General features: G+C 69.4%; 11 protein-coding genes. 6 read left to right on the forward strand and 5 right to left on the reverse strand.

Annotated elements, in window-relative coordinates; all coding sequences use genetic code 11:
- Positions 1 to 3: 3 nt before the first annotated feature.
- Genes rfbD through ACYVF7_RS55675 form a run of 3 tightly spaced genes read right to left on the reverse strand, consistent with a single transcriptional unit; the run spans position 4 to position 2,950 of the window.
- Entirely contained in the window at positions 4 to 882 is an 879-nt protein-coding gene (gene rfbD, locus ACYVF7_RS55665; RefSeq protein ID WP_460356138.1) for a dTDP-4-dehydrorhamnose reductase, read from the reverse strand.
- Positions 879 to 1,886: a dTDP-glucose 4,6-dehydratase gene (gene rfbB / locus ACYVF7_RS55670; protein WP_460356141.1), complete on the reverse strand. Its 1,008-nt coding sequence runs from the start codon at positions 1,884 to 1,886 to the stop codon at positions 879 to 881. Before rfbB ends, rfbD begins: the two co-directional genes overlap by 4 nt.
- Positions 1,883 to 2,950, reverse strand: a complete 1,068-nt coding sequence (locus ACYVF7_RS55675) for a glucose-1-phosphate thymidylyltransferase (protein ID WP_460356143.1) — start codon at positions 2,948 to 2,950, stop codon at positions 1,883 to 1,885. Before ACYVF7_RS55675 ends, rfbB begins: the two co-directional genes overlap by 4 nt.
- Before the next feature lie 311 nt (positions 2,951 to 3,261).
- Between ACYVF7_RS55675 and ACYVF7_RS55680 the strand changes: the two genes are divergently transcribed.
- Positions 3,262 to 4,008 (forward strand): thioesterase II family protein, encoded by a 747-nt coding sequence (locus ACYVF7_RS55680; protein ID WP_460356146.1) that lies wholly within the window; start codon positions 3,262 to 3,264, stop codon positions 4,006 to 4,008.
- Between the two features lie 138 nt (positions 4,009 to 4,146).
- Here the strand turns inward: ACYVF7_RS55680 and ACYVF7_RS55685 are convergent, their stop codons facing one another.
- Positions 4,147 to 4,905, reverse strand: a complete 759-nt coding sequence (locus ACYVF7_RS55685; protein WP_460356148.1) for a thioesterase II family protein — start codon at positions 4,903 to 4,905, stop codon at positions 4,147 to 4,149.
- A gap of 190 nt (positions 4,906 to 5,095) precedes the next feature.
- On the reverse strand, positions 5,096 to 7,624 hold the full coding sequence (gene valS / locus ACYVF7_RS55690) for a valine--tRNA ligase (protein WP_460358597.1): 2,529 nt from the start codon (positions 7,622 to 7,624) through the stop codon (positions 5,096 to 5,098).
- A 610-nt stretch (positions 7,625 to 8,234) separates the two neighbouring features.
- On the opposite strand from valS, the gene ACYVF7_RS55695 reads away from it, so the two are divergent.
- The 5 genes from ACYVF7_RS55695 to ACYVF7_RS55715 all read left to right on the forward strand — a co-directional run bounded on the left by ACYVF7_RS55695 (position 8,235) and on the right by ACYVF7_RS55715 (position 15,021).
- Positions 8,235 to 9,395: a glycosyltransferase gene (locus tag ACYVF7_RS55695; RefSeq protein ID WP_460356151.1), complete on the forward strand. Its 1,161-nt coding sequence runs from the start codon at positions 8,235 to 8,237 to the stop codon at positions 9,393 to 9,395.
- Between the two features lie 27 nt (positions 9,396 to 9,422).
- Positions 9,423 to 10,976, forward strand: coding sequence for a condensation domain-containing protein (locus ACYVF7_RS55700; protein WP_460356152.1), 1,554 nt, complete (start codon positions 9,423 to 9,425; stop codon positions 10,974 to 10,976).
- A 1-nt stretch (position 10,977) separates the two neighbouring features.
- Complete coding sequence (locus ACYVF7_RS55705; protein WP_460356154.1) at positions 10,978 to 12,246, forward strand: cytochrome P450; 1,269 nt, start codon at positions 10,978 to 10,980, stop codon at positions 12,244 to 12,246.
- A complete protein-coding gene (locus ACYVF7_RS55710; RefSeq protein ID WP_460356156.1) occupies positions 12,243 to 13,217 on the forward strand; it encodes a glycosyltransferase family 2 protein in 975 nt (324 codons plus the stop codon). The genes ACYVF7_RS55705 and ACYVF7_RS55710 overlap by 4 nt, the downstream gene beginning before the upstream one ends.
- 139 nt (positions 13,218 to 13,356) lie before the next feature.
- Complete coding sequence (locus ACYVF7_RS55715) at positions 13,357 to 15,021, forward strand: carbamoyltransferase family protein (RefSeq protein ID WP_460356159.1); 1,665 nt, start codon at positions 13,357 to 13,359, stop codon at positions 15,019 to 15,021.
- Positions 15,022 to 15,030 lie beyond the last annotated feature (9 nt).

Genomic DNA, 15,030 nt, shown 5'->3' on the forward strand with positions numbered 1-15,030 from the left:
GCTTCAGCGCAGGGTGGTCCAGGCGGCGCGCAGCGCGTCGCGCCAGTGTCGCATGGGTGCCAGGCCTGCCTCGGCCCAGCGGTCATGGCCGAGAACGCTGTAGGCGGGACGAGCCGCTGGAAGCGGAAACCTGTCAGTGGTGGTCGGCTGTACACGGTTCGGATCACGACCGAGCAGGATGAACACCTCCCGGGCCAGGCCGTACCAGGTCGTGCGTCCCGCATTGGTGCCGTGGTAGATCCCGGAGGGCGCGTCCGACAGCGCCAGTGCGATGATCTGCTCGGCGAGGTCGCCGGTCCATGTGGGCTGCCCGTGTTGGTCGTCGACCACCTCCACGATGTCGCGTTCGGCGGCCAGCCGCATCATGGTGCGGACGAAGTTGGGGCCGTGTGCCCCGTACAGCCACGCAGCGCGCACCACGTAACCGCGCCCACTCCCCAGAACGCCGTCGAGAACGGCGCTCTCGCCTGCGAGCTTGGTGCGGCCGTAGGCGTTGACCGGCGCGGTGGGGGCGTCTTCCGAATATGGGCGCCCGCCCCGGCCGTCGAAGACATAGTCGGTGGAGATCTGCACGAGCGTGGAGCCATTCTCCGAACACGCGGAGGTCAGGGCGCGTACCGCCGCACCGTTGACCGCTTCAGCGGCGTTCTCATGCGTCTCCGCGTCGTCCACGGCAGTCCAGCCCGCGCAGTTGACGACCGTCGCCGGGCGGTGCCGCCGTACGGCGTCACGCACCGCGCCGACGGCGCACAGGTCGAGGTCGGCGCGAGCGAGCGCGACGACGTCGTGGCCGTGCGCGCGCAGCCGTCCCACCAGATCGGTACCGAGCATCCCGGCGGCACCCGTCACGAGCCAGGTGGTGTGGCGCCCCTCGGGGCTCACCCGGTCTCCTTGACATCTTTGGAGCCCTCGGTGCGCTTCTTCAGCGGTTCCCACCACTCCCGGTTCTCGGTATACCAGCGGATCGTCTCGGAGATGCCCTCCTCGAAGGCGACCTGGGGTACGTAGCCGAGACGCCGCAACTTGGCGTCTGAGAGCGAGTAGCGGCGGTCATGACCCTTGCGGTCGGGAACGTGCTCCACGCGGCTCCAGTCAGCGCCGAGTGCGTCGATGAGGTACCGGGTGACCTGCAGGTTGGTGAGCTCGGCCGTGCCCGCGATGTGGTAGACCTCGCCGGGTTCGCCGCGTTCGGCGACGGTCTGAATGCCACGGCAGTGGTCTGCCACGTGGATCCAGTCACGCACGTTGCCGCCGTCCCCGTAGAGGGGTACGGTGCGCCCATCCATCAGATTCGTCACGAACAGCGGGATGGCCTTCTCCGGATACTGGTACGGCCCATAGTTATTGCCACAGCGGGTGATGCTGACGGGCAGGCCGTGGGTGTGCGCGTACGCGCGAGCCATCATGTCGCCTCCGGCCTTGGCCGCCGAGTACGGGGAGTTGGGCGCCAGCGGCGCCGCCTCGTCCCACGACCCGGTGTCGATGCTGCCGTACACCTCATCGGTCGATACCTGCACCACGCGCGGGACGTCTGCCTCCAGGCACGCCTGCATGAGGGTCTGCACGCCCAGCACGTTGGTGCGCGCGAACTCGCCCGCGCTGGCGATGGATCGGTCGACGTGCGACTCGGCCGCGAAGTTCAACACCACGTCGTGGCCTGGCACCACATCGGCGAGCAGTGCGGCGTCGCAGACGTCGCCATGCACGAACGTGAAGCGGCCCTCGACCGATTCGAGGTTGGCCAGGTTGCCGGCGTAGGTGAGCTTGTCCAGGACGGTCACCTCGGCGTCGGCCCACGCGGGATAGCCCTCCGACACCAATTCGCGGACGTAGTGCGAGCCGATGAATCCGGCACCGCCGGTGACCAGTACCCGCCGGGCACTCATTTGCTGATCTGCACTTTGCTGTGGTCTCCCAGTACGAGCCGATGCGCCTTGGGAACGCGGGGCGCGGGGGTCACCTGCGCCTCCCTGCCGATGAGGGAACACTCGATGCGGCCGACGCCGTCGATGGAGGCGCCACGCAGCACGATCGAGTACTCGATTTCACTGTCGAGGACCGTGCAGTGCCGGTCGATGGAGGTGAACGGACCCACGTAGGAGTCACGGACGACCGAGCCGGCCCCGACGACGGCCGGGCCCACGACGCGCGAACCGGTGACGCGTGCGCCTGCCTCCACGACCACCCGGCCGATCAGCTCGCTGGCGTCGTCGACCTCTCCGACCACCGACGGCTCCAGGCCCTCCAGGATCAGCCGGTTGACCTCCAGCATGTCGGTAACGTTGCCGGTGTCCTTCCAATAGCCGGAGACCAGCGTGGACTCCACTCGGAGCCCGCGATCGATCAGCCACTGGATGGCGTCAGTGATCTCTAGTTCGTTCCGCCGGGACGGCGTAAGCCCGGCGGCGGCCTCGTGCACCGCCGGGCCGAACAGATAAACCCCGGCCAGTGCCAGGTCGCTCTTGGGGTGCTCGGGCTTCTCCTCCAGCTCTACCACCCTGCCGCCTGCGTCCAGTTCGGCCACGCCGAAAGCCCGGGGGTCGGACACCTTGGTGAGCAGGATCTGCGCGTGCGGCCGCTCCCTGCGGAACCGGTCCACCAGGTCGTTGATCCCGCCCATGATGAAGTTGTCACCCAGGTACATCACGAAGTCGTCATCGCCGAGGTACTCGCGGGCGATGAGCACGGCGTGCGCCAGCCCACGAGGCGCGTCCTGCCGCAGGTAGGTCGCCTCCAGGCCGAACCTCGACCCGTCACCGACCGCCTCCCTGATCTCCGCCTCGGTGTCGCCGACGACGATGCCGACCTCGCGAATACCCGCGTCCCGGATGGCCTCCAGGCCGTAGAACAACACCGGCTTGTTGGCCACCGGCACCAACTGCTTGGCGAAGCTGTGCGTGATCGGCCGCAGCCGCGAGCCGGACCCGCCCGCCAGGACGAGCGCCTTCACCCGCTGCTCCGCAGGGCGGAAACGTGGGAGCAGAATGCTCCAACGCGGCTCTTGACGCCGATCAGGACGGTCTTCCCGTCATCCATGCTTTCCTTGAGGGCGAAGCACCGCATGTCCATCGTCCTGCCTTCGTGGTTCGGCGACAGGACGGCCGACCGATCGGGAGCCCGAGCACGCGTGGTAGCGGCCATTTAGAAGTAGCCCTCCTTCTTCCTCCATCGCGGCCAACTGTCTCTGAGCACTCGCCACTGATTCCTTCCGCAGGCAGCATTCCCTGGCGGTGAGGATCTTCGGGAATTACCATTGTCACGATGACGAAAGGTAATGATTCCGCGTCATGGGTCAGACGTTTCCATCCTTCCCCCGACGCCAATGTCCGGCTTGTCTGTTTCGCGCATGCGGGCGGCTCGGCCAGCTACTTCCATCCTGTATCCGCAGCGCTCGCACCTCTGGTCGACGTGCTTGCCGTGCAGTACCCGGGTCGCCAGGACCGCCGGGCGGAACCGACGGTCACCGACCTCCGTACGCTCGCCGAACGGGTCGGCGAGGCGCTGCTGCCTTGGGTAGACCTCCCGATGATCTTCTTCGGGCACAGCATGGGCGCGCTGGTGGCCTACGAGACGGCCCGTCTTCTGGAGTCCCGTCGAACGCCACTGACCGCGCTGTTCGTGTCGGGGCGGCGTTCCCCCACGACCGTGCGGGACGAGGCCGTGCACGTTCGCGGCGACGCCGCGCTGCTGAAGGAGGTCCGGAGGCTGGGCGGCACCGACCTCCGGCTGCTGGCGAACGACGAGCTCGTCAAGATCGCGCTGCCTGCCCTGCGCGGGGACTACCAGGCGGTTGAGACCTACCGATACCGCCCCGGCCCGCCGCTGCGCTGCCCGATCACCGCACTGATCGGCGACAGAGACCCGAAGGTGACTGTCGAGGAGGCCACCGACTGGAAGCGCCACACAGTCGGCGGTTTCGACCTGCGTGTACTGCCCGGCGGGCACTTCTACCTGAACGACCATAAGAACACCGTGCTGGAGATGCTGGCCGCGACGGCCAGGGCCTGAACGACACAGAGCCGGATGTGTCGACGGATGGTGGACCGGCCGCCGTACGCGCCGATCTCCTGAACGGCGGCCATCCGGACGGCCGTGGCCCTCGTCCGAGTCGGCGGCAGAGGCTCACCGGCCGGTCGGCCAGGCTCTCTACCGCAGCCGACCCTGACGGTCGAGCAGGTCGGAGGCAAGGTGATCGGCTATCACGGCGATGTCCTTGACGAAGAAGGAGTGGTCGCCGTCGTAAACTCGCATCCCGAAGGACGAGACGGTCTCGCGTTGCCAGTCCAGCAGTTCCGACAACTCCAGGTCGCGTCGCGCGCCGAGCACCGTGATGGGCACTGCCAGGTCGCGCGCCGGTCGATAGGGCGATTTCTCGAACAATTCGAGGTCGGCCCGGATCGTGGGCTCGAACACCTGGAAGATCTTCGGATCGCCGAGGATGATCTCCGGTATTACACCCTGGTCTCGCATGAACTTCAGGAAATACTCCGACGGCAGCTGATACACGTTCCGAGCCCGGTCAATGGTCGCCGGGCTCGACGCGGCCACCGGGAACAGATGTACAGGCGGCATGCCACGGCCGGCCAGTTCCATCGCCAGCTCGAACGCGGTGTACGCGCCGAAGCAGTAGCCGAGCAGCGCGTAAGGCGCCCCGGGCCGCTCGGCCACCGCGTCCGCCAAAGCGTCGACGAGTCGGGCCATCTCCCGTTCGGGCGGTTCCTGGCGGCGGCTCTCACGGGCGGGCAGCAGCGCCGCGCACACGTCTATCTCCTCGGGCGCCTGCGCGGCCAGGGCCCGGAACGCGGTTGGTCCGCCCCCGCAGTGCGGCAGGCACAGCAAACGTACGGCGGGGTCCCGCGAGATGTTCAGCGGGACGATCCAGCGGGACGTTGTCGTGCTGGGCATCGTCGTCTCCTCCCTGCTGCGCGGCCCCAGGCGGACGGCGGGTACGTCGCCTGAGCCGACCGGCGGCGCCATGCCCCGACGGCATGATGGCCTTGCCGTGGCCGCGGTTCGCCACCGTAGGCCGCCCGCCCCGCCGCAGTCATGTCCCCGAATCGCAGGACGGGCCGCCATCGCCCATGGCCCGGAAGAGCTACACCTCGGCCAGGATCGCCTCGAAGTGAAGGGTCTCGCCGCCCGGGGAGAAACTGACCTCGCCGACGTTACCGGCCGCGCAGAGGTCGGCGGTGACGAGTTCGAGGGCGCTGAGCTGGCCGGCCGGTCCGGAGACCCGCACCGTGACGACCGGCGCCCGCATGGACACCTTCGCCTCGCTCTTCGCCTTGCGGACCGCGCCGATCGCCGCGCCCGCCAGCGAGATCAGCTCGGTGGCGGCCGGGTCGCGCGGCCTGACATCCTCCACGACCGGCCAGGGGGCGGCGTGCACGAGATCCGAATGCCACCAGGACCAGGCTTCTTCGGCCGCGAACGGCAGGAAGGGCGCGAACAGCCTCAGCAGGGTCGACAGCGCCGTGCGCAACGCCAGCCGGGCCGACTCGCCACCGGCCTCGACGCCGTCGTAGGCACGGTGCTTCACCAGCTCCAGGTAGTCATCACAGAACAGCCAGAAGAAGCGTTCGGTGGTGTTCAGCGCCGTGGTGTGCTCGAAGTCCTCCAGCGCCGCGGTGGCCTGCTCCACGACCTCGGCCAGGGCGGCGAGCATGGCGCGATCGAGCGGATCGGTCACCTGCGCGTCCTCCGCCGGCTCCGGGGCACCGAGCACGAACTTGCAGGCGTTGAGCAGCTTGGTGGCCAGCCTGCGGCCGATCTTCATCTGGCCCTCTTCGAACGCCGTGTCGGTGCCCGGGCGGCCGCTGGCCGCCCAGTAGCGCACCGCGTCCGAGCCGAAGCGTTCGAGCAGGCTCATCGGAGTGACGACGTTCCCCTTGGACTTGCTCATCTTCTTGCGGTCCGGATCGAGGATCCAGCCGGACAGCACCACGTTCCGCCATGGCGTCGTGTCCTCGGCCATGTGGGTCCGCACCACCGAGGAGAACAGCCAGGTCCGGATGATGTCGTGTCCTTGCGGACGCAGGTCCATCGGGAACGTCTGCGCGAACAGCTCCGGGTCGGACTCCCAGCCGGAGACGATCAACGGCGTCAGCGAGGACGTCGCCCAGGTGTCCATCACGTCGGGGTCGCCGGTGAAGCCTCTCGGCAGACCGCGCTGGTCCTCCGTGTACCCCGGCGGGGTGTCGGATGACGGGTCGATCGGAAGCATGTCCTCCGAGGGCAGGATGGGCGCCGTGTAGTCCGGCTCGCCGGCCTCGTCGAGGGGATACCACACCGGGAACGGCACACCGAAGAACCTCTGCCGGCTGATCAGCCAGTCGGTGTTGAGGCCACGCACCCAGTCGTCGTAGCGGGCCTTCATATAACCCGGGTGCCACCTCAGCTCGGCACCGCGCTGGAGCAGCACGTCCTGGTGGGTGAGCGTACGGATGAACCACTGCCGGCTGGAGACGATCTCCAGGGGCTTGTCGCCCTTCTCGTAGAACTTCACCGGCCGCACGACCTTACGCGGCTCGCCGACCAGATCACCGGATTCCCGGAGCAGGGCGACCACCCGCTCGCGGGCGGTGTGCACGGTGGCACCGACCAGTCCGGCGTAGGCGTCGCGGCCCGCAGGCGAGTCCAGGCCGGCGGGCGGCTCCGGCAGGACCCGCCCGTCACGGCCGATGATGGTGCGCGTCGCCAGCTTCAGCTCGCGCCACCACTGGACGTCGGTCGTGTCGCCGAAGGTGCAGCACATCGCGATGCCGGCCCCGCGATCCCGCTCGGCCGCCGGGTGGGCGACCACCGGCACGCGCACCCCGAAGATCGGAGAGATCACCGTAGTGCCGAACAGGTGCTGGTAGCGCTCGTCATCGGGGTGCGCGACCAGCGCGACGCACGCGGGCAGCAGCTCCGGCCGGGTGGTCTCGATGTGGACGGCGTCGCCCTGGTCGGTGCGGAACGGGATCCTGTGCCAGGCACCGGGGAAGTCCCGGTCTTCTAGTTCGGCCTGCGCCACCGCGGTCCGGAAGCTGACGTCCCACAACGTCGGCGCCTCGGCCTGGTACGCCTCGCCCGCGCGCACCAGCCGCAGGAAGGCGAGCTGGGAGATCCGCTGCACGGGCCGGCCGATCGTCGTGTAAGTCATCGACCAGTCCACCGACAGGCCGAGGCGCCGCCACAGCGACTCGAAGACCTGCTCGTCCGCCGCAGTGAGCCGTTCACACAACTCCACGAAGTTCCGGCGGGAGAGGCCGATGACCGGCCGCTCCCCCTTCTTCGTCAGGGGCTCGGGGTACTTGATGTCCGGGTCATAGGGCAACGACGGTTCGCAGCGCACGCCGAAATGGTTCTGCACCCGCCGCTCGGTCGGAAGGCCGTTGTCATCCCAGCCCATCGGGTAGAACACGTGCATGCCGCGCATGCGCTGGAACCGTGCGATGACGTCCGTATGGGTGTAGGAGAACACGTGACCCACGTGCAGTGAGCCGCTCACCGTCGGCGGTGGAGTGTCGATCGAGAATACGACCGAGCGCTCGCCGGGAGCCCGGAACCGGTAGGTGCCACTCTGCTCCCACCGGTCCGCCCACTTCGCCTCAAGACCGTCCAGCGACGGCCGCTCAGGCATGCTCGGCTTGACCTCCGACACGCTCGCACCCCTTGTAACCAGCAACTCGACCCGGATTCACGGCCGGCCGGACTGGGATCATCGGCTGGCCGCAGACGATTGACTCAGGTATCGAGGGTAGCGCAGCCAGGCCCGGGGCTTTGGCGTTCCGTGGGCATGCGACCTGATGTTCGGTTGTGCGGGTGCGGACACACGACACCGAGGCTGCGGTGGACACCGCGGCCTCTGAGTTTCACCACTCGTATCCGGCTCCACACATGGCGCCCGCTTCCGGCGCTCGTCAATTTCCAGGCTCGCCGACGACGACCCTTCGGACACGTCCCATAATCACGTGACCTAACGGAAGATGCATTTCCCGCCTGAGTGATCAGCGGATCAGCTCACCCGCATACCGCCGAAACCGGGAACGCGCATGTAACAGGTTTACGGGATACCGACCTCCCGCAAGTCAGCCGTAGGGGTAACCCCAGAAGCATTATGATCTGACGCCGGACGAACTGTCCGAAATCTCGGCGAAAAATGGGACCGGTGTCCATAGGCGATGACGACCCGGCATGCCAGGCTACGAATTCTGTGCACGACACAGCCCGCAGTCAGCCATTTCCATCCGATGCTGCCGCTGCTCGTGGAGTTGAGCCGCCGTGGACACGAGGTCAGGGTGGCGTCGGCGGAGTCCTTCGCCACCGAGATCACCTCGGCCGGCCTCCGGCCGGTCACCGCGGGCCTCGACTTCCGCGTGGGCGACGAGGAAGGCCTGGTGCCCGCCCTCGCCGAAGCGAGGAAGCGAGGCGACCGCACTTTTCCCTACACCCGCCGGGTGCTCGTCGAGACCCTGGGACGCGCGGCCCTGCCCGACCTGCTCGCCTTCGCGTCCGCGTGGCGGCCCCACATCGTGCTGCGTGACACCGTGGAGTTCGCCGGCCTCGCCGTCGCGGAGGCGCTCGGCATACCGCACGCCACCGGGCGGGAGAACCGCTTCCTGCCTCCGTCGGTATGGGCGAGTGAGCTCGGCACGTCATTGCGGGATCTGGGGCGGCTCGCCGGCGCCCCCGACCTGGGCGTGCCCGCGCTGTACCGCTACCTGGGCGTCGCGCCAGTGCCGCCCCGGTTCGCCACCGCGAGCGCCGACCTGCCGGACGCACGCGAGTTCGGCCGCCACGTCCACGCCACCATGCGGTTCGTGCGTCCGGTGCCGTTCGGCGAACGTGCCGGGCGGACGCCCGTCCCGCCGAGCGCCGGCGCTCCGGTCCTGATCGCCACCTTCGGCACGGTGTTCGCCGAACAGCCGTCCCTCCTGGACGCGCTGCTCGGCGCGGCTGCCCGGAGCACCTGGCAGGTCGTCATCACCCACGATCCCCCGGCGGGCCTCGGCCGGATCCCCGCCAACGTGCGTTTCGTCGGATACACCCCGCTCGGGCGGCTGCTTCCCCTCGGCACCGCCGTGCTCACGCTCGGCGGCCTGGGCACCGTCCTGGCCGCGCTGGCCCACGGCCTCCCACTCGTCGTCGCACCGGTCAACGCGGACCAGCCCACCAACGCCGCCCGATGCGAGGCGCTGGGCACCGGGATCCGGGTCGACGCCGCCTCGGTCACGGCCGCCGAGCTGGGCGCGGCCATCGAGCAGGTCCTGACGGACCCGTCGTTCGCCGGGAACGCCGGACGACTCCGCACCGAGCTGGACCGACTGCCCGGCCCGGACGCGGCGGCGGCGCTCGTCGAGACCGTCGCCCGCACCGGAGTACCCGTCGAGTCCGGCGCCATGCCGGCGTAGCGAGGCACAGAGACAGGAGCACACCGCTTGACCACCACAGACCACTCCTCCCGTGTGGAGTTGCTGCTGCGGATCTGCGAGAACCTTCTCAGCACCAGCGGCATCTCGGCCGACGACAACTTCTACGACGCGGGCGGGGACTCCCTGATCGCCCTCGGGCTCATCGCGGAGCTGAGCGCGCGAAACCTGGCCCTCTCCCTCGACGAACTCCTCGGTGCCGCAACGCTCCGCGAGGCCGCGGCCGCCATCCAGGACGCCGAGCCGGCGGCCGAACCGCCGGCGGCGCCCGCCGCAGTCCTGGCCTTCACTCCGCCGCAGCGGGTGCTGATGACCCTCCCGGCCGGGACCGTCCGGCGAGGAGCGGATCTCATCGAGTACCTGAAGCTCAGCGTGTTCGATGTGACCGGCCGGCAGATCACCCCCGAGATGGCCACCCGGGCCCTCCGCTCATTGGCGGCCCGGCACGACGCACTGCGCACCCGCCTGGTGGGCGACCGTATCTCGGTCGACCTGCCGCTGGAGGCGTTCGTGGTGGGCCCCGCCGTCCGATACGACGGGAGCACCGACCTGAACGACGTCATCACCGGCCAGCTGCCGGAATACCGGCCGGCGGATGACCCGCTCGTACGGATCGCCCTCGTCGAGGACGCCGTGGACGATCGGACGCTGCTGGTCTTCGCCGGGCACCACCTCGTCTGTGACTTCACCTCCTGGCGGATCCTCTGCGGCGACCTGGACCGCGCGCTGGACCAGCTCGGCCGCGGAGAGGAGGTGCGACCGTCCTCTCCGGAGACCACCTGGGCGCAGTGGGCGCACGCGGTCGAGCAGTACGAGCGGAGCGGTCGCGTACTCGCCGAACTGGACTACTGGAGGAGCCTGCCGGTCGACCGGGTGGCGAAGGCTCCGCTGGACCATCCGCTCGGCACCAACACCTTCGAATCCCAGGACGGACACCTCTCGTACACGAATTGGCCGACGCGGCCGGCGGCCGGGCGCACCGGCCCCATCGTGCTCGCCGCGCTGGCCGACACGCTGGCACGCTGGCAGGGCACCGACACGGTGCTGGTCGACACCCGGTCCCACGGCCGGCACGTCCCGGAACTGGGCCTGGCAACGTCCAGCACAGTCGGTTCCTTCGCCGTCGCCCATCCCCTGCTGCTGCGGCTGCCCGGCGGGAACGACCGTGAGGCGATCGTCACGAGCGTCGCCGAGCAGTTGCGCGCGGTGCCGACCTCCGGTCTGGGATTCGGCCTGCTGCGCCGCCCACTCAGCGGAGCGGCCGAGGCGTTCGACGGGCTTCCGCCCGTGGAGATCCTCTTCGACTACTACCGGGGGCGGTACTGGGATTCGGACAGCCACGGCGAGGTGCTCCGGCCCAGCGGCTTCGAGCTCGTGCGGCAGCAGCAACCCGGCGGGAACCGGCCCTACGTGCTGCGAATCCACGCCCACTTCTACGAGACGACTCTGATCACGCACTGGGAGTACAGCACGAATCTGCACGACGCCGCGACGATCGCCGAGCTCGCCACGACCATGGCCGACTTCACGACGGACATGGTGTCCGCGACGACGGGCGCCTGACATGGACACCGCCCAGCGACGGCCGTCGGTCCCGACGGACGCCTGCCGCGCCGCATTCGAGCGGCTGTTCCTCACGGCGGACGGCATCGCCGATCCCTACCCGCAGTACGAGGTGCTGCGCGCGCACGGCTCCGCAGCCCGCGTCGATGACCGGACGTGGGTGCTGACCGGCTACGAGGAATGCGCCGCGATCCTGCGCGACCGGCGGTTCGGCAACGACATCGAGGCGATCGGAACGGCCAGGGGCGGACCGGAGTGGCGGTCGCACCCGGCGATCGTGATGCTGACCAGGATGCTGCTGCTGGCCGACCCGCCACGGCACGGCCGCCTGCGACGCATGGTCAACTGGTCGTTCGCCGCGTCCAGGATCAACGCCCTGGCGCCGGCCGTCGACGCGGCCGTCGGCGAACTGCTCGACGCCCTGACCGACGTCAGGGAGGCGGACTTCGTCACCGAGTTCGCCGACGTGCTCCCGCTGGTCACGATCCATCGCCTGCTCGGCATCGGCGACGGGGACCGGGCGGACCTGCGGGACCTCACCCGCACCTTCAATGTGCTGTTCGAACGCAGCATGACCGCCCCGCAACTTCGCGCCGCGGACCACGCGGTCGCCGGCATCACCGAATACGTGACCTCCCGGCTCGGTGCCAAGCGCCGGAACCCCAGCGAGGATCTCGGCTCCGACCTGGTACGGGCGGTCGACGCCGGAGACCTCCCCGAGGATGAGCTCGTCCCCCTGATCTTCCAGATCTACAACGCGAGCTACCAGACCACCATGAGCCTGCTCGGCAACGGCCTGTACCTGCTGCTGAGCCATCCCGACGAGTTCCGCCGGCTGCGCCTGGAGCCGGCCCTCGCTCCGGCTGCGACCGAAGAGCTGCTGCGATTCGACCCGCCCGTCCAGAGCACAGGACGGTACGCGCGGGAGGACATCGAGCTGGCCGGTCAGCACATCCGCAGGGGCGACCTCGTCATCGCGATCATCGCGGCGGCGAACCGCGATCCCCACCGGTACCCCGACCCGCACCGGCTGGACATCGGCAGAGCCGGTCCGCCGTCACTGAGTTTCGGCTACGGCCCGCACTACTGCCTCGGCGCGGCGATCGCCGACCTGCAGGCGACGCTCGCCTTCAAGGCCATCGCCCGCCACGACATCCACGTCGAACTCGCCGGCGCACCCCGGCTGCTCCCGGGCGCCAACATGCGCGGGCTCGCGTCGCTCCCGGTGTCGGTGACCCGGCGACCGGCCACAAAGGTGATGCCGACATGACCCCACGGTGTTCGATCATCATCCCCACCTACTCCGCGGCGGCGCTGCTACGCGAGTGCCTCACCGCGCTTCTGGCCGATCTCGACGGCCTGCCCGACGCCGAGGTGGTCGTGTCGGACGACGGTTCGACCGACGACACCACCGCCGTGCTCGACTCCTTCGCCGGACGGATCAAGGTCGTGCGCCACGCGGAGAACCACGGTTTCGCCCACGCGTGCAACGCCGGGGCCACCGCTGCCGATGGCCGGCTCCTGGTGTTCTACAACAACGACCTGCAACCTGCGCCGGGGTGGCTGGACGCGCTGCTGGACTACGCGGACCGGACCACCGCCAAGGTGATCGGAAGCAAGCTGCTGTTCCCGGACGGGCGGGTGCAGCACGCCGGCGTGGTGCTGTGTTCGGACGGTTATCCACGGCACGTCTACGCAGGGTTTCCCGCCGATGCCGCGGTCACCAATCAGTCGGGGCCGGTCCGGATCGTCACCGGGGCGTGCCTGCTCACCCGCGCGTCCTGGTTCGACCGGCTCGGCGGCTTCGACCTGCGCTATCGCAACGGGTACGAAGACGTCGACCTCTGCCTTCGCACCGCCGAGGCCGGCGGGGAGGTGCACTATTGCCACCGCAGCGTGCTGACCCATCTGGTGTCGGCCAGCCGAGAGAACCGGGTCGCCGAGTTCGCCCAGACCGAAAGGGAATTCCTGCACCGCTGGGGCCGATTGCCCGCCGACGACTTCGCGCGCTACGTCGAGGACGGGCTGATTCAGGTCCGCTACGGCAGGACCTTCCCGTTCCAGCTGGAGGTTTCTCCGGAACTGGCCGTGGTGAGAAACTGCGCGGAGCAGAATTCGAACGCCGCGGAGCTGCTCTCCCGCGAGCTGCACGAGCTGCGGCGGGAAAACGTTCGACTGCGTCTGCGGCTCGCCGAACTCGAACCGCGCACGTCTGATCGGGCCAGTGGTCAGCCCCATTGAAGCCGAGCGGGAGATGGTCCGCACGTAACGTTTTCACGGGTCATCGCCAACGGTACCTGAACCCGCGACCGGCGGTTATGTTCGGAAAAGCGAAAGCCCTTTAACGGGGATCGCCGTGGCGTGCTCCAAGGGAGATAACGTGATTGTTCTTGGCATCAGCGGCGGCCTCGGGCACGACGCCGCTGCCGGTCTGGTGGTCGACGGCGAGGTCGTCGCAGCCGCAGAGGAGGAGCGGTTCGTCCGGCGCAAGCACGCCTACGGGCTGCCGCCCGCGCATGCCGCGCGCTACTGCCTGACGCATGCCGGCATCGACCTCGCCGACGTGGACTACCTGGCGCTCAGCTGGGATCCCGCCGGGCTCCACTCCGAGTGGCCGACGCTGGTGCACGAACGGCTGCTGCGGCACCCCTTCTTCGCCCGTGCCCCCCGGCCGGCGATCGAGGTCGTCGACCATGCACGGGCGCACGCCGCGGCCGCGTTCTTCTGCTCGGGCTTCACCGACGCGGCGGTGCTCACCGTCGACGGCCAGGGCGACGCGGTGTCCACCACGCTGGGCCGTGGGGTCGGGACCAAGTTGACCAGCTCCGCCTCGTTCGGCATCCGCGACTCACTGGGGTTCTTCTACCTGGCACTCACCAACTACCTCGGCTTCGAGCTCGGTGAGGAGGGCAAGGTCATGGGCCTGGCCTCGTACGCCGAGCCGGAGCCTGTGGACAGCCCCTTCGAGCTCACCGAGGACGGCTACCGGGCCACCATCGACGCGGGCGCGGCGGGCTCGGACTACGACACCTACCGTGCCACCGTCGCCGCATGGCAGCAGTGGTTCACCGACCGGTTCGGCCCCGCGGTGACACCGACCTACCGGTCCGACCCGATCCGCGGCCGCACCCACACCGACCTGGAACTCACCGCGCACCACCAGCGGGTCGCGGCGATCGGGCAGGCGGAGCTGGAGCGGGTGCTGCTGCACCTGGTCGGGCTCGCGGTGCGCGAGACGGGCGTCCGGGATCTGGTCATCGGCGGCGGCGTCGGGCTCAACTGCACCGCCAACGGCGTCATCGAGCGGTCCAGCCTGGTCGATCGCCTGTACGTGTTCCCCGCCAGCGGGGACGCCGGGACCGGGCTCGGCGCCGCGCTCGCGGTCGCGTCCGACCACGGCGAGCGGCCATCGGCTGCGGTCGAGACGGCGGCCCTCGGCCCGGACTTCGGCGATGCGGACATCGCCGCGTTCCTGCACGAGCTGAACCTGCCGGTGCGAGAGTCTCAGGACATCGCGGCGGACACGGCCGAGCTGCTCGACCGGGGCGACGTGGTCGGCTGGGTGCAGGGCCGGATGGAGATCGGGCCGCGCGCCCTCGGGAACCGCTCGATCCTGGCCCTGCCGAGGGACCGCGCCGTGCACACGCGGGTCAACGACATCAAGGGGCGGGAGCAGTGGCGGCCGCTCGCCCCGTCGTTGCGGGCCGCGGACGCCGACCGGTACGTGACGTCCACAGGTCCGGCACCGTTCATGCTGAGCGCCTGCCCGGTCACCGAGCGGGCCCGCCGTGAGACCCCTGCCGTCGTCCATGTGGACGGCTCGTGCCGGCCGCAGCTGGTCCACGCGGAGACGAATCCGCGTTACGCCGCGCTACTCGACGCGGTCGCGGCGGCCACCGGCACGCCCGTCGTGCTGAACACCTCGTTCAACCAGGCCGGTGAGCCGCTGGTGTGCAGCCCACACGACGCGGTGCGCTCGTTCTTCGCCTCGAAGCTCGACGCCCTCGTCGTCGGACGATCGATCGTCACGAAACGACCGGCCTGACCACGACTG

This window comes from Actinoallomurus acanthiterrae (genome assembly GCF_054775715.1).